A 22,871-nucleotide genomic window follows, 5' to 3' on the forward strand; every position below is an offset into this window, starting at 1 on the left:
CTCATGAAATACGGTATTCTGATGTGACAAAACCTGAATCCTGGTCGTTAAAGTGTTTGTTTGCACTCATATTTTAACTGTTAGGACTCAGGTTTTTTTATTTAAAGCAAACTATGGGACAGCAGTGCCCCATCGGGTGCTTTTTTATTGTCAATATTTAGACTGTCTGTCGAATGACATTCGCTATTTAATGCTTTCACACACTAAAAACAACGGCTAATTACATTACCAAGTTAATGGATTCCACAGTTTAAAAGGCTTGGTCAACTGCACATCTTCCGCAGGATCATAATGAGGTGCCTTCAACTTCTGCGCACTTTTCCGCACTTTTCCAGTGTTTTGATCTTCTGCCACAAAGTTAAAACTGTTGGATTTCAACTCTGTAAATGCGATTTCATTTCGACCAATTTTTTCAGGCATGAGCAGCAATGGCCCTGAAACCGTTCTTTTACTGGATAAATTCTCTTCATCATATTTGATGAAATAGGATTGACCTGCTTCAACATCAAAGTCTAAATATTTAGGCTTTTGAAAATGATTCACCCCCAAAGGGCGACTCGATGATAAGCGGTAATTCCCTGCCGGTAACTCCACCCAGTAATAATGATTATTCAATAAACTTGGAATACGCTCACTGTTCAGAAATAAGCTGCTGGCCACAATTTCTTGACGGTTCCATTTACTGTCTGGACGATATAAATACACGATCGCTGCTTGATCATGTTGAGCTTTCACTTCTTGAAAATGTCGGCCTTGTTTCTGATTGACCCAACCACCAATGGTAAACATACCCAATCGATATTGTTCAATATGGCCCGGTGTACTTTCAGGATCCACGGGCTTTAATGTTGAAGCCAATGACGTTTGCTCAACGGCTGATTTTCCATGACAACCCAGCAGCGCTACACTGCTTAAAAGTAGAATTGCAACTCCACGCATGATTATCCCTCACTGCGTCTTTTTTTATTTTTACACTTTTGTTTTCAGTTTTTTACATTCAGGCATCCACGCCATCCTGCTGAGATTAACATTCTGCTTTTATTTTTGGAAATAAAAAACGTGTGCAAATCTTGGATTTACACACGTTTCAGACGAATAGCGCTTAAGCAGATTTAGAGTTTACAACTTTTAAATCTGACTTCGGCGCAGCTTCTTCAGTTTTCTTTGGTTGACGTTCTAATTTAAATTCAGGTTCCGCTTCACCATTAATCACCGCTTCATTGACGACAACCGTACCCACATCTGAACGACTTGGTAGGTCATACATCGTTTCAAGCAATGAATTTTCTAAAATCGAACGTAGACCACGCGCACCCGTATTACGGTCAAGGGCTTTTTTAGCCACGGCACGTAATGCTGAGTCTTCAAATACGAGGTCAACATTTTCCATTTCAAATAAATATTGGTATTGACGTGTCAATGCATTTTTTGGTTCTGTCAGAATCTGCATCAATGCTTCTTCGTCCAGTTCTTCCAAGGTAGCAATCACAGGTAAACGACCAATAAATTCAGGAATCAGACCGAATTTAACCAAATCTGTCGCTTCAACTTGGCGGAATAAGTCAGATAATTTTTTAGTTTCATCTTTCTTACGCACTTCAGCCGTAAAGCCAATACCACCTTTTTCCTGACGCTGCTGTACGATTTTCTCTAGGCCAGAGAATGCACCACCACAGATAAACAGGATGTTTGAAGTATCAATTTGGATAAATTCTTGCTGCGGATGCTTACGACCACCTTGAGGCGGAATCGACGCAACCGTACCTTCGATCATTTTCAATAACGCTTGCTGAACACCTTCACCCGATACATCACGAGTAATAGATGGGTTTTCAGACTTACGAGTAATTTTGTCGATTTCATCGATATAGATAATGCCCTTTTGCGCTTTTTCTACATCGTAATCGGCTTTTTGAAGGAGTTTTTGAACAATGTTCTCTACGTCTTCACCCACATAACCGGCTTCAGTTAAAGTCGTTGCATCTGCCATCGCAAATGGCACATCTAAAAGGCGCGCAAGTGTCTGAGCAAGCAGTGTTTTACCTGAACCTGTTGGTCCAACCAACATGATGTTACTTTTCGAAATCTCTACACCGTCTTCTGGTTTTTTACCACTGGTGCCAACTTTTAGGCGTTTATAGTGGTTATATACCGCAACAGAGAGGGTCTTTTTCGCAACATCTTGCCCAATCACATATTGGTCAAGCGCAGCACGGATTTCATGCGGTTTTGGTAAAGGACGAGTTGCCCAGTCATTTGATTCAACTTGCTGACTGGTCTGAACTAGGTCAAGACATACGTCCACACACTCATTACAGATGTACGCGTCCTCACCTGCAATCAGTTTCCCGACTTCAGACTGCGTTTTACCGCAAAATGAACAATGCTTTTGTCCTTGAGGATGTTCGGACATATTCACTCCAATAATTAATTCTTTAAAACTTATGGACGTTTAGATAAAACTTCGTCCACAAGACCGTATTCTTTTGCAGCTTGCGCTGTCATAAAGTTGTCACGGTCAGTATCTCGAGCAACAGTATCGTAGTCTTGACCACTATGCTCTGCCATCAAACGGTTTAAACGTTCTTTAATGAATAGAATTTCACGTGCATGAATTTCAATGTCAGATGCCTGACCTCGGAAACCACCGAGTGGTTGGTGAATCATGACACGGGCATTTTCAAGACAGTAACGTTTGCCTTTAGCACCGGCGTTAAGCAGGAATGCACCCATCGATGCTGCTTGCCCCATGCAGTAAGTCACAACATCAGGTTTAATAAATTGCATGGTATCGTAAATCGCCATACCTGCAGTAACCGAACCGCCTGGTGAGTTGATATATAAATGAATATCTTTATCTGGGTTTTCTGCTTCTAAGAACAACATTTGGGCAACAATCAAATTTGCCATGTTGTCTTCAACTTCACCGGTTAAAAAAATCACACGTTCACGCAAAAGGCGTGAATAAATATCAAAAGAACGCTCGCCACGAGATGACTGTTCTACCACCATTGGCACTAGTGCGTTTTCAATTGTTGGAACATACATACGTTATTTATTCCTAAATTTTTCTGACTCAACCCATAATTCACAATATGAGGGATATTTGTCGAAATTGCAAAAGATTCCCAATTAAATAACAGATATTTTTTTCATAAGCATTGTGAAATCAGGACAACTTATTTGGGGGCAAAATTCGATAAAAAAAGGCGCTTAACGCGCCTTTTTTTGAAAGCTAGAAATTAGCCTTGTTGACGAGCTTGTTGCTCTTTCAATAAGTCTTCATAGCTCACAGTTGTATCCGTTACTTTAGCAGAAGCTAAGATGTGATCTACAACTTGGTCTTCAAGAATAACAGCTTCGATTTGAGCGCGTTGCTGTTTATCGTTGTTGAAGTATTCAATCACTTCTTTAGGATCTTCGTAAGAAGAAGCCATGTCTTCGATGTAAGCATCAACACGTGCAGCATCAACTTCAAGTTTAGCATCAGCTAATACTTTGCTGACTAATACGCCAAGTTTAACTGATTTTTCAGCTTGCTCTTTGAATAGGTCATCTGGAAGCATGCTTGAATCAAACGCTTTAGCGCCTTGAGCACCAAACTGTTGAGTGAATTGTTGGATCATTTGTTGACGTTGACGGTCAATTTCTTGAGCAACCATTGCTTCTGGAAGTTCTACTTCGTTTGCAGCTACAAGTGCATCAAAAGTTGCACCTTTCACTTGGTTACGAAGACCGTTTTTCACTTCACGTTCCATGTTTTTACGAACGTCAGCTTTCAGTTTTTCAACGCCTTCTTCTTCAGTTAGACCGAAGATTTTTAAGAATTCAGCATCAACTTCTGGAAGTTTTTGTTTTTCAACAAGCTTAACAGTGATTTTGAACTGAGCAGCTTTACCAGCAAGGTTTTCAGCTTGGTAGTCTTCAGGGAAAGTTACATCGATAACTTTCTCTTCGCCTTTCTTCATCCCAACGATGCCGTCTTCGAAGCCAGGGATCATACGACCAGAACCAAGTACGAGTTTAAAGTCTTCAGCAGCGCCGCCTTCAAACTTCTCGCCATCAACAGTACCTTCAAAGTCGAAAGTTACTTGCATGTCTTTTTTAGCCATGCCTTTAGTTTCAGCCCATGAAGCACGTTGTTTTTGAAGATTTTCAATCATCTTCTCAACGTCTTTGTCGTCAACTGAAGTTGCTTTACGTTCAACTTCTAGGCCTTCGAACTTAACTTCAACTTCTGGATAAACTTCTACAGTTGCTTCATAAACTAAAGCATCATCTTTCATTTCAGTTTTTTCAATGTTTGGCATACCAACAGCATTGATTTTTTCTTGTTGGATCGCTTCGAATACTGTGTCACGAATGATGTCGTTTACAACTTCTTGATAGATACCAGCACCGTATTCACGACGAACAACGTTTACAGGTACTTTACCTGGACGGAAGCCGTTGATCTTCACAGTTTTGGCAGTGCGTTTCAAGCGAGCTTCAAACTGCTCGTTAATACGGCTCGTCGGTACAGATACATTTAAACGACGGGCAACGCCCGAAACCGCTTCAGAAGTTACTTGCATGGCTTCCTCGATAATTTGTTAGTTAAAACAGTTTTAAAAAAAAGTGCCACATTATATGACAACAATTAAAGATATACAAAAATGGATTATAACACTATAAATTCAGGCATGGATGCCCTTCTTATTTTTAGAATTTTTCAGCTTTTTTCGAAGAAATATTGATTATTTTTTAATTCACCATTGAAAATGAGAAACTTTCTCACTATTATTCTTAATGATATTTTTTTAATTTATTTTCATATATTTATCTTGTCCATATTTGGAATTCTTTTATGAGTAAATTTAATCTCAACCCTCTTTCCGCTGCTTTATTTGGGGCAATTGTAACTACTACGAGTTTCGCACATGCTGAAACGACTGAATCTCAAGCTCAACAGATGGAAACCATTGTTGTTTCTGCAGCGGGCTTTGAACAAAAGATCAAGAATGCTCCTGCTTCAATTACTGTGATTACGGCTGAAGACTTAAAAAATAAACGAATTACATCCGTTGCAGATGCATTAAGTGATGTAGAAGGTGTCGATGTTAGCCCTACAGCAGGGAAAACCGGTGGATTAAATATTCGTATTCGTGGTATGGACGCCGAATATACCTTAGTTTTAATTGATGGCCGCCGACAAAATAGTACAGGTGACATTGCCCCTAACGGATTTGGTGAGTCGAATAATAGTTTTATCCCCCCTGTTTCGGCTATCCAACGCATCGAAGTCATCCGCGGACCAGCTTCCACTTTATATGGTTCTGATGCAATTGGTGGTGTAGTAAATATCATTACCAAAAAAGTTTCACCAGAATGGACAGGTTCGGTCACGTTAGAAGGGACAGTGCTGCCAAATCACTCAGACTTTGGTAACCAACGCGCTGTCGATGCATTTTTAACAGGGCCAATCATTCAAGATTTATTGGGCTTACAAATCCGTGCACGTAAAGCGGAACGTGATCAATCAGATTTAATACGTAGTGATGACGATGATACTGGTGCTGAACTTAGTGGCGGAAATAGCCCAACTAAATCAGATCTAGAAACTATCGGTGCTCGCTTAACCCTGACACCGCACAGCGACCATGATATTTCAGTTGAATATGAAAAAACTGAACAATGGTATGACAATAGTAAAGGTCAATTAGGGACGCTTGGCACAAATGGTGGTTATGGTGATGCTCAAGAATATAACCGTGAGAAAATGATCCTCGCACATACTTGGAATAATGCTATTGGCAAACTTGAGTCAAGTATTATCAATACTCAAACAGAAACGGTTGGACGTTTAATTCCTGCACGTGCACAAGGAATGTCAACAGCCATCACTCCTCGTGTGTTAGAAAGTGAAGATACGATTTTTGATACTAAATTTACCACTCAACATTTTGAAGACCACCGTATTACTCTAGGCGGTCAATGGTGGGAAGCCAGTATCAGTGATGGTTTACGTGTAAAAAAAGAAGTTTCTTTTGAGCAATTGGGTCTATTCGCCGAAGATACTTGGTCGCTGAACGACAATCTTGCATTAACACTTGGTCTTCGTTATGACGACCACGATACGTTTGGTGACTTTTGGACACCACGTGCATATTTGGTATGGAATGCAAATGAAAACTGGACCTTCAAAGGCGGATATAGTGAAGGTTATAAAGCCCCACGTTTAGAACGTTTAACTGATGGTGTGGTCAATGTCAGTGGTCAGGGTCGTACACCAACTTTTGGCAACCCAAATCTAAAACCTGAAACCAGCAAGAACTTTGAGTTTGGTACATACTTTTCTACCAATAATAATTTTGACTTCAACGTAACAGCTTTCTTTAGCCAAATTGAAGATAAAATTATGACGGGCAATAAAGAAATTAGCTGTAATACTGATAACACAACAACTTCGGGTATTAATTGGTCTAAAGCGGACTGTGAAGCATTCATGGCATCGGTGGGAACGCCGTGGGTGATGGATTATAACCGTGGCAAACCAGATTCATGGAATGTGACTCGTCCTGTGAATGCCGAAGAAGCTGAAGTTTATGGTATTGAAGCTGGTTTAAACTGGGCATTTGCCGACAATTGGAAATTTGGACTGAACTACACTTGGACTGAAACTGAAATTAAAGATAGCAGTTTAGGCAATCCTGTACTTAATGACACACCAGAACACATGGTCAATGCGTCGCTTAAATGGCAAGCTGCTGACTTTGTGAATTTATGGGCGCGTGGTGAGTATCGAAGTGAACGTGCACGTTTCACCTCAACCTATGACAATCTAACTGTAGCGAATCAACAGGTTTATGACGCCCTAGGTGACTACAAGGAATACGCATTATTACACGTCGGTTCAAACTTTAATGTAACGCCAAACTGGGATATAGGTGTTGCTCTGTACAATATATTTGATAAAAACTTTAACGATTACGAGAAAGTCGCAAATAGCTATTACAACCATTATAGCAATACTCAAGAAGGCCGCCGCGTACAATTAAGTACAACCTTTAAATTCTAAATAACACTTTATAAAAAAACCTGCTTCGGCAGGTTTTTTTGCATCAACAATTTACGATTTATTCTTATTTAATTCACAATCATGGCTATATTTGTAATCTCAATCAATTACAAACCAATAATATGTTTTATCAATACTTAATAAAAAACAGATACTTAATTAATACTTGTTATATCATTACATTAAATAGGGCTATCACGATACGATTATTTATCGTGAATAACAATTACATAAAGATGTAAGAACAAATAAGAATCATTATTATTCGCATACAAATTCACTACTCCGAATCGGGTTCGAAATGGCCTTCATTAAAACACGTAAGAAAATTGTTTCTACAGCGATTGCTTCATCACTTTCAATCATTGCAGGCAATGTAATGGCTGAAGAAAAAGCTGTCCAACTCGAGACGATTAATCAAACTGTAAATAAAGAGAATTATAAAGTAGAAAAAGCGTCTTCAGATAAGTTTACGCAATCTCAACTAAATACGACTCAGACTATGGCCATTATCCCTGAGAAAGTATTAAAAGAACAAAATGCAACGACCCTAACAGAAGCACTTCGAAACGTTCCTGGTGTCGGCACATTCTCCCTAGGTGAAAACGGACGAATGAATACTGGTGATGCTGTTACCATGCGTGGATTTGATACAGCAAATAGTATCTTCATCGATGGAGTACGTGACTTGGGTAACGTTACTCGAGACATGTTTAATTACGAACAAATTGAAGTATTTAAAGGCCCTGCTGGTACAGATAATGGTCGTACAGCTGCCTCAGGTTCAATTAATTTATCAACAAAAGAAGCAAAACTTCAAGACGCTAACAATGCAACTCTTGGTTTCGGCTCAGATGAATATTACCGAGCGACTGCTGATATCAATAAAGCAATAAGCGATACAACTGCCATCCGTTTTAATGCCATGGGTGAAAACTCAGACGGTATTGGTCGTGACGGCGTTACAAATGAAAAATGGGCTGCTGCACTTTCAGCCGGCTTTGGTTTAGGCACAGATCTTCGCCTTTTCTTAGACTATCTACATATTGAACAAGATAATGTCTTGGATGGCGGTATACCAACCGTTGGTTTACCTGGTTTTGATGCGGCTAAAAGTGCTGGTAGTCGAACTGACTTTTCAAATCTTGCTGGTTATTTGAATTCTCACCCAGTGGATACATCAAATTATTATGGTGCACCTGAAGATTTTGATGATGTCACTGCAGACATGGCAACTGCTCGTTTAGAGTATGATTTATCAGAAAATACGAAAATCAAAAATACCTCTCGTTGGGGCAAAACAGAGCATCAATATTTAACCACCTTCTCTGGTAATTCTTATACGACTACAAATCCTACGAATCCAAATGATGCATCTGCAATGCGCGTTTCAGGCAGTGCAAATAATAGTGATTCTGAAAATGAAATTATGACTAACCAAACTAGCTTGGTTACAAGTTTCAATACTGGCCGCTTAAAACATGATGTCAGCACAGGCGTTGAATTTACACGTGAAGAAATGAAAACGCGTGGTTGGACTGCTACAGTTACCGGTACAAGTTCATTGTATAACCCACAAGGCACTGTACATACCGCTTTAGTCAGAAATACCAATGGTAATGGTGATTCTGAAGCTCAAATGGATACCTACTCTATTTTTGCCTTCGATACTATTGAAATTTCACCACAATTTTCTGTGAATGGTGGCGTTCGTCTAGATCGTTATAAACTTGATGCCGATACATTTGTGAATACGGCTGCTTCAGGTCAACCGGCAAATTATGTTGCACAAAGCTTTAAAGATGACGGCAACCTATTCAACTGGAAAGTTGGGGCACTATATAAACCAACTGAAAACGGTAGCTTGTATGCTAACTACGCCATCCAACAACAAGCACCGGGTACTATTACAGGTGGTGACGGTATTGGTAATGCCAATGCATTTGCCCCATCTGGTTCAGCAAGCAGTAACAATAACTTAGATCTTGATCCTCAAGAAATTGAAACCATTGAAGTTGGTGCTAAATGGGAATTTTTTGACAACCGTTTACTCTTAACAGGTGCACTTTTCCAAACTGAACTCACAAATGAGTTGGAAAAAGATGGTGAAGAATACTACCAAACTGGTGAAAAATCAGTTAAAGGTGTTGAACTTGGCGTGATTGGTAACTTAAATGACAATTGGCAAGTTATTGCTGGTTATACACATCAAAAAACAGACATTAAAAATGTAACCCAAGCTGCGAGTAACCAGCAAGTTTCAGCAGATGGTTCAAGTAATATGCCATTTACGCCTTCTGATGCATTCACATTGTGGACGACCTACAATATGGATAAATGGAGCATTGGTAGCGGCGCGCGTTACAATGGTGAAATGACTAAAAACAAAGATGGCAATCAGGTCGGTCCTGCTGTCATCCCTGACTACTGGGTATTTGACTCAATGGTTAGTTACCAAGCAACACCAAATGTAGGGATTCAATTCAACATCAACAATTTATTTGATGAAGACTACATTAACAGCATCAACCGTGGTGGATTACGTTACATCGCAGGTGCTGAACGTAACTATCGCTTAACATTTAATTTTAAGTTCTAAATTAAATATTCTAAAAAAAGCCTTAATCTTGTATTAAGGCTTTTTTATTTATGCTTATCTTATGTAGATTTGATTAAAATTAGATTAAGGTTAAATTATGCTTCTTCATGTCCCTCATGTCCTTTCAAAGCAACACGTTCAAAGCATCAGACAAGCGATGAACCAAGATAATCAGTGGGTTTCAGGAAAAAGTTCGGCCGGAGCACAAGCTCAAAACATCAAAAAAAATTTACAAATCAATTCAAACAGTCAGCTCTATCAGCAGTTAAGTCAGCAAGTATTACCGCAAATTAAAGAAAGTCTGCTCATTCAATCTTTTGCATTACCTAAAGAAATCTTGCCTCCGCTTTTCAATTGCTACCAAGATACCGGTCACTACGGTAATCATGTCGATAATGCAATCCATTACTATCATGAAAAAAATATAACTGTGCGTACAGATGTCTCAATGACCATTTTTTTATCAGAACCCGATGAATATGAAGGTGGTGAACTGATCATTGAGGATACTTATGGTGAACATGAAGTTAAGTTAGATGCTGGCGATGCAATTATTTATCCAGCGACCAGTCTACATCGTGTTGAACCTGTGACTTCAGGCTCCCGTATAGCAGCTTGTACTTGGGTACAAAGCATGGTCAAAGATGATTGGCAAAGAAGCATGCTTTTTAATTTAGATCAGACCATTATGCAATTACGACAAAATTTAGGTGATAGCAAAGAAATTCTACAACTGACGAATCACTACCATAATCTTCTACGTCAATGGGCAGTTCTATGAGTCAACATTTACCATTACAACCACTGACTCAGATTCCTGCCCATTTGCAAACCATAGCTGATTACGAAAAGCAGGCTGAACTACACCTCTCGCACATGGTGTGGCAATACTTACAAGGTGGTTCTATGGATGAACACAGTGTACGTGGCAATTTGTCTCAGTTTGAACAGATACAACTGCTACCACGTATGCTGAAAGATCTGACCCAAGGTCATACCCAAATTGAGATATTAGGACAGCGCTTTCCGCACCCTATTTTTGTTGCCCCGATCGGACATCAACAACAATTTCATCCTGATGCTGAAGCTGCAACAGCCCTCGCCGCCGAAGTCCTTGGCAGCAATATGATCCTCAGTACGTTTACCAATACAGATATGCGTGAGTTAAAGCAGGGCAATCCATTCAAATGGTTCCAATTGTATTGGCAAGGTGAGCGCGAAAAGTCATTATCACTGGTCAAAATGGCAGAAGCACATGGTTTTAAAGCGATTGTGGTGACCGTTGATTCTCCACATTCAGGAATTCGTGACCGAGAGAGACATGCGTTTTTTGAACTTCCTAAGTATGAACCTCAGCCTCATCATTTTATTCAACAACCTCAAAGCAAGCAAAATGAACACCCATTATTTCAAGGTCTGATGAAAATCGCGCCGACATGGGCGGATATCCTTTGGCTCAGTCAAAACACCTCATTACCGATTATTTTAAAGGGCATTGTCAGTCCACATGATGCTGAACTTGCCCTGCAACACGGTGTACAAGGCATTATTGTGTCGAATCATGGTGGGCGCGTACTGGACGGTTGCATTTCCCCTCTCACCGCCTTAGAACTGATTAAAAAAGTTGTGCCTCTGGATTTCCCAGTTTTATATGATGGTGGTATTCGTCGTGGTTCAGATGTGTTTAAAGCGATAGCCTTGGGTGCATCTGCCGTATTAGTCGGCCGTCCCTGCATTTATGGTTTAGCGACTGCGGGTGCTTTAGGCGTTGCACATGTACTCAAAATACTGAAAGAAGAATTTGAGATTACGATGGCATTGATGGGAACAGCCACCGTCGATGAGATTAATAAAGATTATATTTTTCAAAAAAGCTAATTTTATAGAAAAATATTTTCCAGTAATGGCATCTTGACGCAAAAATAGGAAATTATTTCCGGAATATATGGACTAATATTTAGTTATACATTTACGAGCTTACGGTAAAGCTAAGTCATGTGAATCTTTACAGATTTATTTCGACTTTCGGCTAAAGACTCCGAAATTAAACTTGTAAATTGCTAGAATAGACACAATCTATATAAGTAGTACCTTGCCGTTTATCCACGACATTTATCCACGGTACTATAAGGAGTTTTCACATGATGTTGGCAGATCCAAGCAAAAAATACCGTCGCATGTACCAACGTGTAGACTTACCAGACCGTCAATGGCCAAATAACGAAATCAATAAAGCGCCGATCTGGATGAGTACCGACCTTCGTGACGGTAACCAAGCGATCTTCGAGCCAATGAACATTGAACAAAAGTTCAAAATGTTCCAAATGCTTGTGAAAATTGGTTTCAAACACATTGAAATCGGCTTCCCTTCTGCATCACAAATCGACTTTGATTTCACTCGTTTGTTGATCGAAGGCGGTCATATTCCTGATGATGTGTACATCGAAGTTTTGGTTCAAGCACGTGATCATTTGATTCAACGTACATTTGAATCATTACAAGGTGCAAAACGTGCCATCGTGCATATCTACAACTCAAATTCTCCAACCTTCCGCAATAAAGTGTTGAATGTTGATGTTGCTGGTGCAAAACAATTAGCGATTAACGCTGCAACGAAAGTCAAAGAATACGCTGCAAAACAGCCTGAAACTGAATTTGTATTCCAATACAGTCCAGAGTGTTTTACTGCAACAGAATTAGAAGTGGCTAAAGATGTCTGTGATGCGGTCACTGAAATTTGGGAAGCATCTCCAGAGAACAAAGTGATTTTAAATTTGCCTGCAACGGTTGAAGTTTCTGGTCCAAACGTCTATGCAGACCAAGTGGAATGGATGCACCGTAATATTCAGCGCCGTGACGGTGTGATTATTTCTGTGCACTGTCATAACGACCGTGGCTGTGGTATTGCCGCTTCTGAGTTGGCGATTATGGCTGGTGCTGACCGCGTCGAAGGTTGTGTGTTTGGTAATGGTGAACGTACAGGTAACGTAGACGTTGCAGCGATTGCATTGAACATGTATACCCAAGGTGTTGCGCCAAACTTAGATTTCTCAAACATTAACGAAATCATTTCAATCATTGAAGAATGCACAGGCTTGCCGGTACACCCTCGTCATCCGTATGCTGGTGATTTGGTCTTCACCGCGTTCTCTGGTTCACACCAAGATGCCATTAAAAAAGGTTTCGAGTTCCAAAAGAACGAAGAAATGTGGGATATGCCTTATTTGCCAATCGACCCGAAAGACTTGGGCCGCGACTATGATGCCGTGATTCGTGTCAACTCACAGTCTGGTAAAGGCGGTATTGCGTACTTGTTAGAATCAAATTACAACGTGGTGTTGCCTCGTCGTATTCAAATTGAGTTCTCGCAAATCGTACAGCAAAAAACAGATGAAGACGGTACCGAGATTTCTGCGCAAGCAATCTGGTCTTTATTTAAAGACACGTATGTGGCTGCCAAAGACACGCATTATGCGGCGAAAAACTACCGCTTACATGATGAAAATGGCAAACAAGTCATTGAGCTTGATGTCGAGGTGAACGGTGAGATCCAGCAATTACGTGGTGAAGGCAACGGCCCAATTTCTGCTATCTTAAATGCATTGCAGTTGCCGATTGATGTCTTGAACTATGAAGAACGCAGCATCAGTTCAGGCGCGCATGCCAAAGCCTTGGCGTTGATTGAGCTTCAAGTGAAAGGCACAGGCAAGTCTGCATTCGGCGCAGGTGTACATGACAATATCGTGACTGCATCCATCGAAGCGATTATTGCCAGCACTAACCGTTTAATTGAACAAGGTGTTTTGAGTACTGAACAAGTGATTGCTGCTGCAGTCTAATTCAATGCTATAAATATCAAATAGCAATAAAATGACTTTAGAAGGATACCCTCAAGTGGTATCCTTTTATTATTCATACTAAAGATTTAAGGCGAATTATTCCTGTGTCTTTTCCAGCTGACTCAGTGGGCTTAGTTACCCCACAAAAGTTTATTTTTGAAGAGCCGTTAGAGCTCGAATGCGATCGCATACTCCCACGTTTTGAGCTCATAGTTGAAACTTATGGCGAACTGAATGCAGACAAATCCAATGCAATTTTGATTTGTCATGCACTGTCAGGCCATCACCATGCAGCAGGTTATCATCATGAAGATGACCGTAAGCCGGGTTGGTGGGACGCATGTATTGGACCAGGCAAAGCCATTGATACGTCAAAATTCTTTGTCGTAGCACTAAATAATATTGGCGGCTGTAGCGGCTCTACTGGACCGACCTCTCCAAATCCTGAAAATGACAATCGCCCTTATGGTCCTGATTTCCCATTAGTGACTGTCCGTGACTGGGTCAAAACCCAAGCCATGTTGTCTGATCGTTTAGAGATTCAGCAGTGGTATGCGGTGATTGGCGGCTCTTTAGGGGGCATGCAAGCTCTACAATGGTCTGTGGACTATCCAGATCGTTTACAAAAGTGCGTGATTATTGCCAGCACACCTAAACTGTCTGCGCAAAACATTGCCTTTAACGAAGTGGCACGTCAGTCGATTTTGTCTGACCCAGATTTCCATGATGGTCGCTATTTAGAAAATGACAGTTATCCTAAGCGTGGTTTGATCTTGGCCCGTATGGTCGGTCATATCACTTACCTCTCTGAAGAGGCCATGAAACAAAAATTTGGCCGTGACTTAAAGTCAGGTAAATTTATGTATGGCTTTGACGTCGAATTCCAAGTCGAAAGTTATTTGCGTTATCAAGGTGAGCAATTTAGCCGTAACTTTGATGCCAATACCTATTTGATCATGACCAAGGCTTTAGATTATTTCGATCCATCACGTGAATATGAGCAATCATTAAAAACCGCGATGTCTAAAACCAAGTGTCAATTTTTAGTTGTTTCATTTACAACGGACTGGCGTTTTACCCCTGCTCGTTCGCAAGAAATTGTAGATGCATTAATTAGTAATCATAAGCCTGTGAGCTATGTGGATATTGATGCTGAACAAGGTCATGACTCTTTCTTGTTCCCGATTCCGTTATATGTGAAAAGCTTACGTGCATTCCTAGGCGGTGTAAAACACCTGCAAGAAACACCGAAGGAGACCAACTAATGCGTATTGATCATCAACTGGCTGAACGTTGGATTAAACCAGATTCAAGCGTACTCGATTTAGGGTGTGGTGACGGTGAACTGCTTGCACATATGAGCAAAAAGCACAATATTCGTGCATATGGCTTAGAAATTGATCAAGAAAAGATTGCAATTGCGGTCAGTCGCGGGTTAAATATCATCCAACAGGACTTGAACTTAGGTTTAAGTCGCTTTGCCGACCAGTCTTTTGACTATGTGGTTATGGCACAAGCCTTGCAAGCTGTAGATGCACCAGACGTTCTTTTAAGAGACATGGTGCGTGTGGGGAAACAGGCCATTATTACCTTTCCAAACTTTGCACATTGGAAGACTCGTTCTTTCCTTGCATTAAAAGGAATGATGCCTGTTTCAGACGCGTTACCCTATATGTGGTATAACACGCCCAATATTCATTTATGTACTTTCCGTGATTTTGAAGCGCTGTGTGCTGAAAATAACATCCGGATTATTAACCGACTTGCCGTGAATGGGGATCAACAAGACAGTTTACTCAGTAAACGTCTCCCAAATCTATTTGGTGAAGTCGCAATTTATCGAGTGAGCGCTCTATGAAAAAATTATTATTAAGCACGACGCTACTGATTGGACTTTTTAGCATACAAGCCCATGCGGATTATGTTGCTCCATCATCTTCAGTTTCTAGCCAAGCTGCACAATATTCAATTATGGATATTCACAGCTTAAGTAAAGCTGCTAAAGCAGGTCAGCCCGGTGCTCAGTTTTACTTAGGCACTAAATATCAACAAGGTAAAGACGTTGCCAAAGATGAACGTCAAGCTTTTGCATGGTATAAGGCTGCTGCTGATCAAGGTTTATCTGCAGCACAGCTTAATGTGGGTCGTATGCTTGCAGATGGCATTGGGACTAAAAAAGATGAAGCGCTTGCTCGTCAATATTTCGAAAAAGCAGCCAGCCGTGGTGATAACCGCGCAAGCTTTAACTTAGCCATGATGGAAGAGCAAAAGAAAAACTACATGGGTGCATACCAATGGTATGAGCTTTCTACCCGTGATGGCATGCTCGACAACAAAGTGATCAGCCTATCTGAAGGTAAGAAAACGGCATTGGCAGCCAACTTAAGCCAAGACCAAATTCGTCAAGCACGTGACCGTGCGGACAAATGGATTCAGGCACAATAAGTTTTTGAATCTTAAAAAGCACCTTCGGGTGCTTTTTTATTGCCTGTCAACCACAGCATCTTGTTAAAATAGCCTCAAATCTTGTTTTATGGTGAATATTCACATGGCTTCAACTGATTGGTTATCTCAAGGCACTTTAGTGCTTGCAAGTAATAACAAAGGCAAAATTGCAGAATTTGAAAAAATGTTTGCCGAGCTTAATCTTCCTGTTGAAGTGATTCCACAAGGTCAATTAAACATAGAAGATGCCATCGAAGACGGCCTAAGCTTTGTTGAAAATGCCATTATCAAAGCGCGTCATGCGTCGAAAATTTCAGGCAAGCCAGCCATTGCAGATGATTCTGGCATTTGCGTACCTGTGCTTGGTGGCGCACCGGGGATTTACTCTGCGCGCTATGCAGGTGAACATGGCAATGATGCCGCTAACAATGCCAAGTTGCTTGCTGACCTCAAACCGCTCCGTAAAGAGGGTGAAGCAATCGAAGGTATGTTTGTATGTGTCTTGGCTTTGGTCCAACATGCTGAAGACCCACTCCCACAAATTTTCCAAGGGGTTTGGCGCGGTGAAGTGATGGAAGCAGCACGTGGTGAAAATGGCTTTGGCTATGACCCACTGTTTTGGCTGCCTGAACTGAATGTTTCTAGTGCTGAATTATCAAAAGAAGAAAAAAATAAAATTAGCCATCGTGGTCAAGCGATGAAATTATTTAAAGCAAGTTTGAAATAAGTTAAATTGGAGTTAATCTTAATGCCAAAGATTAACTCCAATCCCTGAATAAAAATAGAATAATTATGGCACTTCAACCGATACAGATCATATGCAACGCATGTCATCACACTTCAACTGAAATCCCGACACGCTCTTTTCTTGGTTTTCAAAAAATAAGCTGCCCTCATTGCCATGCGCAACTGACCTACCCGCTCACCTCGGGCTTTCGTACCACTTACGCTATTTTTGCAGTGTTGATCGTACTGTCGATCATGGTTAATCTGTCGCAAGGTCAGGTTGGATTTCCAGGCCTGATAGGTATCGCGATGATATATGCCCTCGTGCGTGATTGGCAGATTCGAAAACAGCTCAAGTAGTCACCCTTTGTGGGCATCTATAATTCACTTTTCATTTTAAAGCGAAAAAAGATGCAAAATTAACCCATAAAAACTGACGACGATGCAGCTCATAATCGTGCCTGAAGCAATATAACGCGCCGAAGTGCCTGTTCCTTGATAATGCGTTTCTAAAGCCACAATATTCGCTGCAGGGGGTAAGCAGAACAGCATAAACATCACCCCAATATATTTCTCGATCTGGGGAATCGGAAGAAAGGCATAACTCAAACTACAGATCACCGCGCCAACGGTGAGTTTCATCGCATAAATACGACTACTGTTAATCAGATCACGCCATTGTACCTTGGTTTGACGCAGCCACATGCCTAAGACACACATCCCCGTGAAACTCATTCCAATTTTTGCAGCTTGATAGAGCCAATCTAAGATCTGATGTTCTTCTAAATGCTGCAGTCCAACTATTCGACAGACGCCTGCAATCATCAAGGCAAATACAGGGGGAGACATCGCCACTTTTTGCATCACGCTCGACCATGGTAATTGGGCTGAACTGACGGCTGTCACGGCCCACATATTGCCAAAGATAGAGCCACCGACATACAGAGCCACCATCGCTGCACTAATTTCAGGGCCAAACAGTGCTAATGCAAAAGGAAAACCCAGCCAAGCCAAGTTCAAATAACTGACACACAAGGCACGTAAACTATCTTTTAACAGCCAGCGAAATAAATAAAACATCAGCACGGCAACACTAAAGCTAAAGAGCATCAGCGCTAAACTGCCTGCTTGATAGAACACCATGTTGTAGATGATTACGGCTGGAATAAAACAGCGTGCAAGTAAGCTAGAAAAAATCGATTTGAGCGATGCGGTTCCTGATAATGATGCCAATCCGAGGCCACTTAAAAAACCCAATATCGGAAGAAGAAACGCCACTACACCACCCTCACTGCTCAATCCATGCATAGTAACACTGAACATAAGCTTCGCGGCTGTCTTTAAACTGCAACATCTTGGTCACTTCACTGTCATCTACAACTGCTGAAATGTTGTGCAAACCAACAAGAGGATAACAAGATGGCTGGACTATCGATTTGGCATGTACTGATTTTTGCAATTGTGGTGATTTTACTCTTTGGTACCTCTAAGCTAAAAAACTTGGGTAAAGATGTCGGCGGCGCGGTCAAAGATTTCAAAAAATCGATGCGTGATGAAGACGCAGCAAATACGCAGCTTAATGAGCCTCGCACGCTAGAGCATGAAGCTCAAAATAAAACCAATTCCTCAGTTCAAAGCTAAGGGGTTGTCATAATGCTTAATATTGGTATTAGCGAATTACTGGTGTTCAGCATTATTGCGCTGATCGTACTCGGCCCAGAAAAACTGCCTGAAGGTATCCGCTTTGCAGGTAAATGGTACGGGAAAGTTAAACGACTGATCAGTAACGTGCAAACAGATATTGACCGTGAACTTCGCATGTCCGAACTTCGTGAAGAAATGCAAAAAGAAATGCAACGTATTCAACAGCTCGAAGCGCGTATGCAGGCTCAGATGAATGAATTGCAACAAACGCAACATCCCATAGAACAGACTGCGCTAAAACAACAAGAAGCCGTCCTACCTGACAATAAAAATTTATCTCCACGTTATCAGTACATCGAACGTGGTCAGAGCACGATCTTTGCCGTGGTTACACCCCAAATGAAAATAAAGCACGAAATTAAAACAGATCAATCTGCTGCATTAAGCTCGACCGATGCATTAGCAGAATATCAGGTGGCCGTATGACAGATCTTTCACTGAATAATTCACAGAACACTGTGCCTGATTTGGAAGAAATGCCGATCACCAAACATTTGGTGATTTTGCGTCGGCATTTGATCAAAATTACAGGGCTCATTTTGATTCTGTTCTTTTGTTTATTGCCCTTTGCCAATCAAAGCTATCAATTGATGTCAGAGCCTCTGCGTGCTCAGTTGCCGATGACCTCATCCATGATCGCAACGGATGTGACCGCCACCTTTATGGCGCCGTTTAAGCTAAATTTCTTTGTCGCGCTTATGCTCGCGATGCCTTTCGTGATTTATCAACTTTGGGCCTTCATCAAACCTGCACTGTATGAAAAAGAGCGGCATTTGGCGATGCCCTTATTATTCGGCAGTATCGTCCTCTTCTATGCCGGTATTGCCTTTGCCTATTGGGTTGCCCTGCCATCCATCCTACATTTTTTTATGAGTGTTTCCCCTGAAACGGTCGCCCCAATGACGGACATCAATAGTTATTTAAGTTTCTGCTTAAAGCTTTTTTTGGTGTTTGGACTGACCTTTGAGATTCCGATCATCACATTAATTTTGATTTTGATCGGGGTGGTGTCTACTCAAACCTTGGTGGAGAAGCGTCGTTTTATTATCGTTGGCTGTTTTTTTGTCGCCATGTTTGCCACGCCACCCGATGCACTTTCGATGATCATGTTGGCCATACCCATGTGGATGCTGTTTGAACTAGGTTTATTTTTTGGCAAGCTGATTGAAAAACGACGTACATCTGCAACTTAAATAGACATATGTTTCGACAATTTTGGTGAGTTTTACACCTAAGAGGCTGAGATAGCCTCTTTTTTTTATGCACCCATTTAATGTTTTGCAATTTACATGCAGCGAAATCTAAACGCCTATTTCATCAGTTTGCAACATTAGCTTCAAAGCACTGTCATATTTTATCGATAGTTTTATGTGATCAACTTTTACCCAGCACACCTTTGCCAGGATTTAAATTCATGACAAACATGCCATATAACGAAGATCAAGAACTTGATAACAACACTTCGGATAACCTTCATTTTCGTGACATTTTAGAACAACGCATCAGCCGTCGTAGCTTGATTACCAAGACTGCGAGTGGTGCAGTCGCACTTGCATTGGCATCTTCATTAACGGGGTGTAATGATGACAATGACTCAGATTCAAATAGCAATACCAAACCACCAGTTACCGATCCAAATCAAAAACCGACCAAATTCAATTTCACACCAGTGAAAAAAAATTTAGACGATATCGTGACCGTTCCTGAAGGCTATCAAGCGCATGTGCTATATGCGATGGGTGACTCGATTAACCCTGCATACCCAGCGTGGGATGATAACAATGTTCCTTCTGGCCCGAGCTTCCAATTCCGCTCTGGTGACTGCCATGACGGTATGAGCTTCTTTGGTTTAAATACCACCTCTGGACGTTATGATGCCAAGCAGTCTGACCAAGGTTTGTTGGTGATGAACCATGAATACATCAATCCGACCTTCTTGCACCCGCAAGGCCCAACCAAAGTAGAAGGTCGTCGCCCTGAAGATGAAGTCATCCGTGAAGTCAATGCACACGGTGTTTCTGTGATTCAAATTGAAAAAGACAGTAAGACTCAAGCTGTCAAACTGGTACAAAACTCACCTTTCAACCGTCGTATCACAGCATCGACCGTAATGGACTTTAAAGGCCCTGTTGCAGGCTCAAGCTTAGTTAGTACGAAATTTTCAACCAATAGCCAGCAAACCCGTGGTACACACAACAACTGTGGTAATGGTTATACCCCTTGGGGCACTTACCTGACGACAGAAGAAAACTTCATTGGTTACTTCGCTCGTGCGAAAGCAGATGATGCCAAACGTAGTCCAGCTGAAATTGTGGCACTCAACCGTTATGGCCTAAAAGCGGGTGCAAACTCACGCTATGGTTGGGAAACAGCGATTGGAAGTAATGAGTCTCAAGATTTATATGACCGTTGGTCGGCGAATGTTTCCGGTACTCAGGCAGCAGAAGATTATCGTAATGGTCCAAACACCTTTGGTTGGATTGTCGAAATCGATCCATTTGACCGTCGTGAAAACCCCGTAAAACGTACTGCACTGGGTCGCTTTGCACATGAAGACTGTCGTGCAAGTCGCTTACGTGAAGATGACAACCTCGCGTTTTACATGGGCGATGATTCACGCGGTGAATACATCTATAAATTTGTATCCGACCAAAAATGGAATAAAAAAGATGTCAACGGTGGCTATGCCGCGGGCGACAAATACATGAACAACGGTAAGTTATACGTTGCCAAATTTAACAATGATGGCAAAGGTCAATGGATTGAATTGAGCTATAACGTCAATGGTTTAAACCAAAGCAACAGCGTGTATCCTTTTAGCTCACAAGCAGATGTGCTGACCTTCGCACGTCTTGCCGCAGATGCTGTCGGTGCTACCAAAATGGACCGTCCTGAATGGGTCGCTGTGCATCCAGACAATGGTGAAGTCTATGTGACCCTCACGAATAACTCGAACCGTGGTAAGACGCATGCACTAGATGCTGCCAACCCTCGTAACTACATCGACCCTGAAGGTGGTAAAGGCAACGTCAACGGTCATATTATCCGTTTCCGTGAAGATGGTGATACAACCACAGCACTCAGCTTTACTTGGGATATCTACCTGTTTGGTGCTGAAGCAAAAATGGCGAGCAACATTAACTTATCTGGTCTAAATGACAACAACGACTTGTCTTCACCCGATGGGATGTGGTTCGACCCACGTGGTGTGTTATGGATTCAAACCGATGACGGTGCTTATACCGATACCACCAACTGTATGATGCTTGCTGCGCTTCCGGGTCAAGTCGGTGATGGCACAAAAGCCACGACATCATCGGGTCAAGAAACCATTGTGGGTGCAAAACTGAATGATGAAAACTTACGTCGCTTCCTGACAGGACCAAAAGAGTGTGAAATCACAGGTGTGACGATGACACCTGACTACAAAGCGATTTTTATCAATGTGCAACATCCCGGCGAAGATTCAGCATCCTATGCTGAACCGACCAGCCACTGGCCTGCATCACAAACCAATGCAGCAGCGACCTCACGTCCACGTTCTGCAACCGTTGTCATCACCCGTAAAGATGGTGGTGTGATTGCTGGCGAAGCGGTAGAACAAGCTCAGCCAACACAAAAAACCGCATAAGACACCTCTAAAAAAATAAGCCGACGAATCGTCGGCTTTTTTTTATGGCTTTAAATGCACTTCTATCTGGGTGATCTGTCCTTGTTGCTCACCCTGCTGCTGTTTTTCCTGCCAATGCCACTGTGAATCCCGCATACATAATAAATTTGAACAGCGGGTGCCATACACTGGACTTTGAATAAAGGTTGAAGACAACAAATGTTCCATTTCCGCCTGAATCCCAGTATTGGGTAACAATGCTGGAATGATTTTACGTTCATCTTCCAAAATATCCCACGCAGCGGCGTCTATATCCGCCTGTGGTTGCTGGCTTTGTAGCATCGGCAAAAATTCTTGCGTGAAACGTTTACGCAAATGTCGAGTCTTTTCCCAATGTTCAGTCATTAAACCATTAGATGTGACATACACCCCTTTGGCTAAGACTTGTGGCCCTTCACCGCGATTACTCATATAAACGGCTTGAGTGGCATCGCCAACGAATAAATTAAAGCCAGCATAATTACATTGGATTTGTTCAAGTGCTTGCGCAAAACGAATGGGCGTTTGCTCAGATTCTAAAAATTGCTGAATCAAAGCGCCACGTGAAGTGGGATATGTGGTCTGATCACGACCATCACGAAAATTGGTCACAATCGCCCAACGCCCTTGAGCGGTTATCCCCATCCATGTTCCACCAGACTGTAAGTCCTGCCCTGCAATAATCGGACTATCTACCCATTGCTTTAGGCCTGTCGTCGGTCGATGATAAAACTCATCACGATTCGAAATCAGGCAGAGTGGCATGTCATCCAAGACCTGCCAAGCAAAAGCCACAATGCACATATTCAACTCTCAATATCTTTACACATTGAATGTACAACATTTTTCAGC

At 41.6% G+C, this 22,871-nt stretch carries 20 protein-coding genes; 14 read left to right on the forward strand and 6 right to left on the reverse strand.

Going from position 1 to position 22,871, the window contains the following annotated elements; translation table 11 throughout:
- Positions 1-225 precede the first annotated feature (225 nt).
- The 4 genes from FTT94_RS12005 to tig all read right to left on the reverse strand — a co-directional run bounded on the left by FTT94_RS12005 (position 226) and on the right by tig (position 4,574).
- Positions 226-939, reverse strand: coding sequence for a DUF2846 domain-containing protein (locus FTT94_RS12005; protein ID WP_180111322.1), 714 nt, complete (start codon positions 937-939; stop codon positions 226-228).
- Positions 940-1,102: 163 nt separating this feature from the next.
- On the reverse strand, positions 1,103-2,413 hold the full coding sequence (gene clpX / locus FTT94_RS12010) for an ATP-dependent protease ATP-binding subunit ClpX (RefSeq protein ID WP_180170858.1): 1,311 nt from the start codon (positions 2,411-2,413) through the stop codon (positions 1,103-1,105).
- Between the two features lie 29 nt (positions 2,414-2,442).
- On the reverse strand, positions 2,443-3,048 hold the full coding sequence (gene clpP / locus FTT94_RS12015; protein WP_078189662.1) for an ATP-dependent Clp endopeptidase proteolytic subunit ClpP: 606 nt from the start codon (positions 3,046-3,048) through the stop codon (positions 2,443-2,445).
- 194 nt (positions 3,049-3,242) lie between these two features.
- Positions 3,243-4,574 (reverse strand): trigger factor, encoded by a 1,332-nt coding sequence (gene tig, locus FTT94_RS12020; RefSeq protein WP_180170859.1) that lies wholly within the window; start codon positions 4,572-4,574, stop codon positions 3,243-3,245.
- Between the two features lie 272 nt (positions 4,575-4,846).
- Between tig and FTT94_RS12025 the strand changes: the two genes are divergently transcribed.
- The 10 genes from FTT94_RS12025 (at position 4,847) to FTT94_RS12070 (ending at position 17,026) form a co-directional block, all read left to right on the forward strand.
- The gene (locus FTT94_RS12025) at positions 4,847-7,057 is read left to right on the forward strand and encodes a TonB-dependent receptor domain-containing protein (RefSeq protein WP_180170860.1); all 2,211 of its coding nucleotides are present in this window, start codon (positions 4,847-4,849) and stop codon (positions 7,055-7,057) included.
- Between the two features lie 301 nt (positions 7,058-7,358).
- Positions 7,359-9,656, forward strand: a complete 2,298-nt coding sequence (locus tag FTT94_RS12030) for a catecholate siderophore receptor Fiu (protein ID WP_180116701.1) — start codon at positions 7,359-7,361, stop codon at positions 9,654-9,656.
- 97 nt (positions 9,657-9,753) lie between these two features.
- Complete coding sequence (locus FTT94_RS12035; protein ID WP_180007181.1) at positions 9,754-10,437, forward strand: Fe2+-dependent dioxygenase; 684 nt, start codon at positions 9,754-9,756, stop codon at positions 10,435-10,437.
- Positions 10,434-11,534 (forward strand): alpha-hydroxy acid oxidase, encoded by a 1,101-nt coding sequence (locus tag FTT94_RS12040; RefSeq protein WP_180170861.1) that lies wholly within the window; start codon positions 10,434-10,436, stop codon positions 11,532-11,534. The genes FTT94_RS12035 and FTT94_RS12040 overlap by 4 nt, the downstream gene beginning before the upstream one ends.
- Positions 11,535-11,797: 263 nt before the next feature.
- Positions 11,798-13,495 carry a 2-isopropylmalate synthase gene (leuA, locus tag FTT94_RS12045; RefSeq protein WP_111884051.1) on the forward strand — a complete coding sequence of 566 codons (1,698 nt, stop codon included), beginning with the start codon at positions 11,798-11,800 and terminating at the stop codon, positions 13,493-13,495.
- Between the two features lie 104 nt (positions 13,496-13,599).
- A complete protein-coding gene (locus tag FTT94_RS12050; protein ID WP_078189668.1) occupies positions 13,600-14,760 on the forward strand; it encodes a homoserine O-acetyltransferase in 1,161 nt (386 codons plus the stop codon).
- Positions 14,760-15,353 carry a methionine biosynthesis protein MetW gene (gene metW / locus FTT94_RS12055; RefSeq protein WP_067763682.1) on the forward strand — a complete coding sequence of 198 codons (594 nt, stop codon included), beginning with the start codon at positions 14,760-14,762 and terminating at the stop codon, positions 15,351-15,353. The genes FTT94_RS12050 and metW overlap by 1 nt, the downstream gene beginning before the upstream one ends.
- A complete protein-coding gene (locus FTT94_RS12060; RefSeq protein ID WP_078189669.1) occupies positions 15,350-15,940 on the forward strand; it encodes a tetratricopeptide repeat protein in 591 nt (196 codons plus the stop codon). The genes metW and FTT94_RS12060 overlap by 4 nt, the downstream gene beginning before the upstream one ends.
- A gap of 103 nt (positions 15,941-16,043) precedes the next feature.
- Positions 16,044-16,667, forward strand: a complete 624-nt coding sequence (gene rdgB, locus FTT94_RS12065; protein WP_180055642.1) for an RdgB/HAM1 family non-canonical purine NTP pyrophosphatase — start codon at positions 16,044-16,046, stop codon at positions 16,665-16,667.
- A 65-nt stretch (positions 16,668-16,732) separates the two neighbouring features.
- A complete protein-coding gene (locus FTT94_RS12070) occupies positions 16,733-17,026 on the forward strand; it encodes a hypothetical protein (protein ID WP_180170862.1) in 294 nt (97 codons plus the stop codon).
- 36 nt (positions 17,027-17,062) lie between these two features.
- Here FTT94_RS12070 and FTT94_RS12075 read toward each other — a convergent pair whose 3' ends face one another.
- The gene (locus FTT94_RS12075) at positions 17,063-17,944 is read right to left on the reverse strand and encodes a permease (RefSeq protein ID WP_168377993.1); all 882 of its coding nucleotides are present in this window, start codon (positions 17,942-17,944) and stop codon (positions 17,063-17,065) included.
- Positions 17,945-18,085: 141 nt separating this feature from the next.
- On the opposite strand from FTT94_RS12075, the gene tatA reads away from it, so the two are divergent.
- From tatA to FTT94_RS12095, 4 genes are all read left to right on the forward strand, one after another.
- Positions 18,086-18,307, forward strand: a complete 222-nt coding sequence (gene tatA, locus FTT94_RS12080) for a Sec-independent protein translocase subunit TatA (RefSeq protein WP_078189673.1) — start codon at positions 18,086-18,088, stop codon at positions 18,305-18,307.
- A 12-nt stretch (positions 18,308-18,319) separates the two neighbouring features.
- On the forward strand, positions 18,320-18,796 hold the full coding sequence (gene tatB, locus FTT94_RS16850; RefSeq protein WP_180170863.1) for a Sec-independent protein translocase protein TatB: 477 nt from the start codon (positions 18,320-18,322) through the stop codon (positions 18,794-18,796).
- Positions 18,793-19,563 carry a twin-arginine translocase subunit TatC gene (gene tatC, locus FTT94_RS12090; protein WP_180040549.1) on the forward strand — a complete coding sequence of 257 codons (771 nt, stop codon included), beginning with the start codon at positions 18,793-18,795 and terminating at the stop codon, positions 19,561-19,563. Before tatB ends, tatC begins: the two co-directional genes overlap by 4 nt.
- A gap of 221 nt (positions 19,564-19,784) precedes the next feature.
- On the forward strand, positions 19,785-22,001 hold the full coding sequence (locus FTT94_RS12095; protein WP_180170864.1) for a PhoX family phosphatase: 2,217 nt from the start codon (positions 19,785-19,787) through the stop codon (positions 21,999-22,001).
- 42 nt (positions 22,002-22,043) lie between these two features.
- On the opposite strand, the gene FTT94_RS12100 is transcribed toward FTT94_RS12095, so the two are convergent.
- Positions 22,044-22,823 carry an NRDE family protein gene (locus FTT94_RS12100; protein ID WP_180170865.1) on the reverse strand — a complete coding sequence of 260 codons (780 nt, stop codon included), beginning with the start codon at positions 22,821-22,823 and terminating at the stop codon, positions 22,044-22,046.
- Positions 22,824-22,871: the final 48 nt, after the last annotated feature.

This window comes from Acinetobacter sp. YH12027, assembly GCF_013420085.1.
GTDB classification, from domain to species: domain Bacteria; phylum Pseudomonadota; class Gammaproteobacteria; order Pseudomonadales; family Moraxellaceae; genus Acinetobacter; species Acinetobacter amyesii.

Coding starts and splice junctions, on each gene's coding strand:
- FTT94_RS12005 (WP_180111322.1), bottom strand. CDS start 939: ATGCGTGGAGTTGCAATTCTACTTTTAAGCAGTGTAGCGCTGCTGGGT.
- clpX (WP_180170858.1), bottom strand. CDS start 2,413: ATGTCCGAACATCCTCAAGGACAAAAGCATTGTTCATTTTGCGGTAAA.
- clpP (WP_078189662.1), bottom strand. CDS start 3,048: ATGTATGTTCCAACAATTGAAAACGCACTAGTGCCAATGGTGGTAGAA.
- tig (WP_180170859.1), bottom strand. CDS start 4,574: ATGCAAGTAACTTCTGAAGCGGTTTCGGGCGTTGCCCGTCGTTTAAAT.
- FTT94_RS12025 (WP_180170860.1), top strand. CDS start 4,847: ATGAGTAAATTTAATCTCAACCCTCTTTCCGCTGCTTTATTTGGGGCA.
- FTT94_RS12030 (WP_180116701.1), top strand. CDS start 7,359: ATGGCCTTCATTAAAACACGTAAGAAAATTGTTTCTACAGCGATTGCT.
- FTT94_RS12035 (WP_180007181.1), top strand. CDS start 9,754: ATGCTTCTTCATGTCCCTCATGTCCTTTCAAAGCAACACGTTCAAAGC.
- FTT94_RS12040 (WP_180170861.1), top strand. CDS start 10,434: ATGAGTCAACATTTACCATTACAACCACTGACTCAGATTCCTGCCCAT.
- leuA (WP_111884051.1), top strand. CDS start 11,798: ATGATGTTGGCAGATCCAAGCAAAAAATACCGTCGCATGTACCAACGT.
- metW (WP_067763682.1), top strand. CDS start 14,760: ATGCGTATTGATCATCAACTGGCTGAACGTTGGATTAAACCAGATTCA.
- FTT94_RS12060 (WP_078189669.1), top strand. CDS start 15,350: ATGAAAAAATTATTATTAAGCACGACGCTACTGATTGGACTTTTTAGC.
- rdgB (WP_180055642.1), top strand. CDS start 16,044: ATGGCTTCAACTGATTGGTTATCTCAAGGCACTTTAGTGCTTGCAAGT.
- FTT94_RS12070 (WP_180170862.1), top strand. CDS start 16,733: ATGGCACTTCAACCGATACAGATCATATGCAACGCATGTCATCACACT.
- tatA (WP_078189673.1), top strand. CDS start 18,086: ATGGCTGGACTATCGATTTGGCATGTACTGATTTTTGCAATTGTGGTG.
- tatB (WP_180170863.1), top strand. CDS start 18,320: ATGCTTAATATTGGTATTAGCGAATTACTGGTGTTCAGCATTATTGCG.
- tatC (WP_180040549.1), top strand. CDS start 18,793: ATGACAGATCTTTCACTGAATAATTCACAGAACACTGTGCCTGATTTG.
- FTT94_RS12095 (WP_180170864.1), top strand. CDS start 19,785: ATGACAAACATGCCATATAACGAAGATCAAGAACTTGATAACAACACT.
- FTT94_RS12100 (WP_180170865.1), bottom strand. CDS start 22,823: ATGTGCATTGTGGCTTTTGCTTGGCAGGTCTTGGATGACATGCCACTC.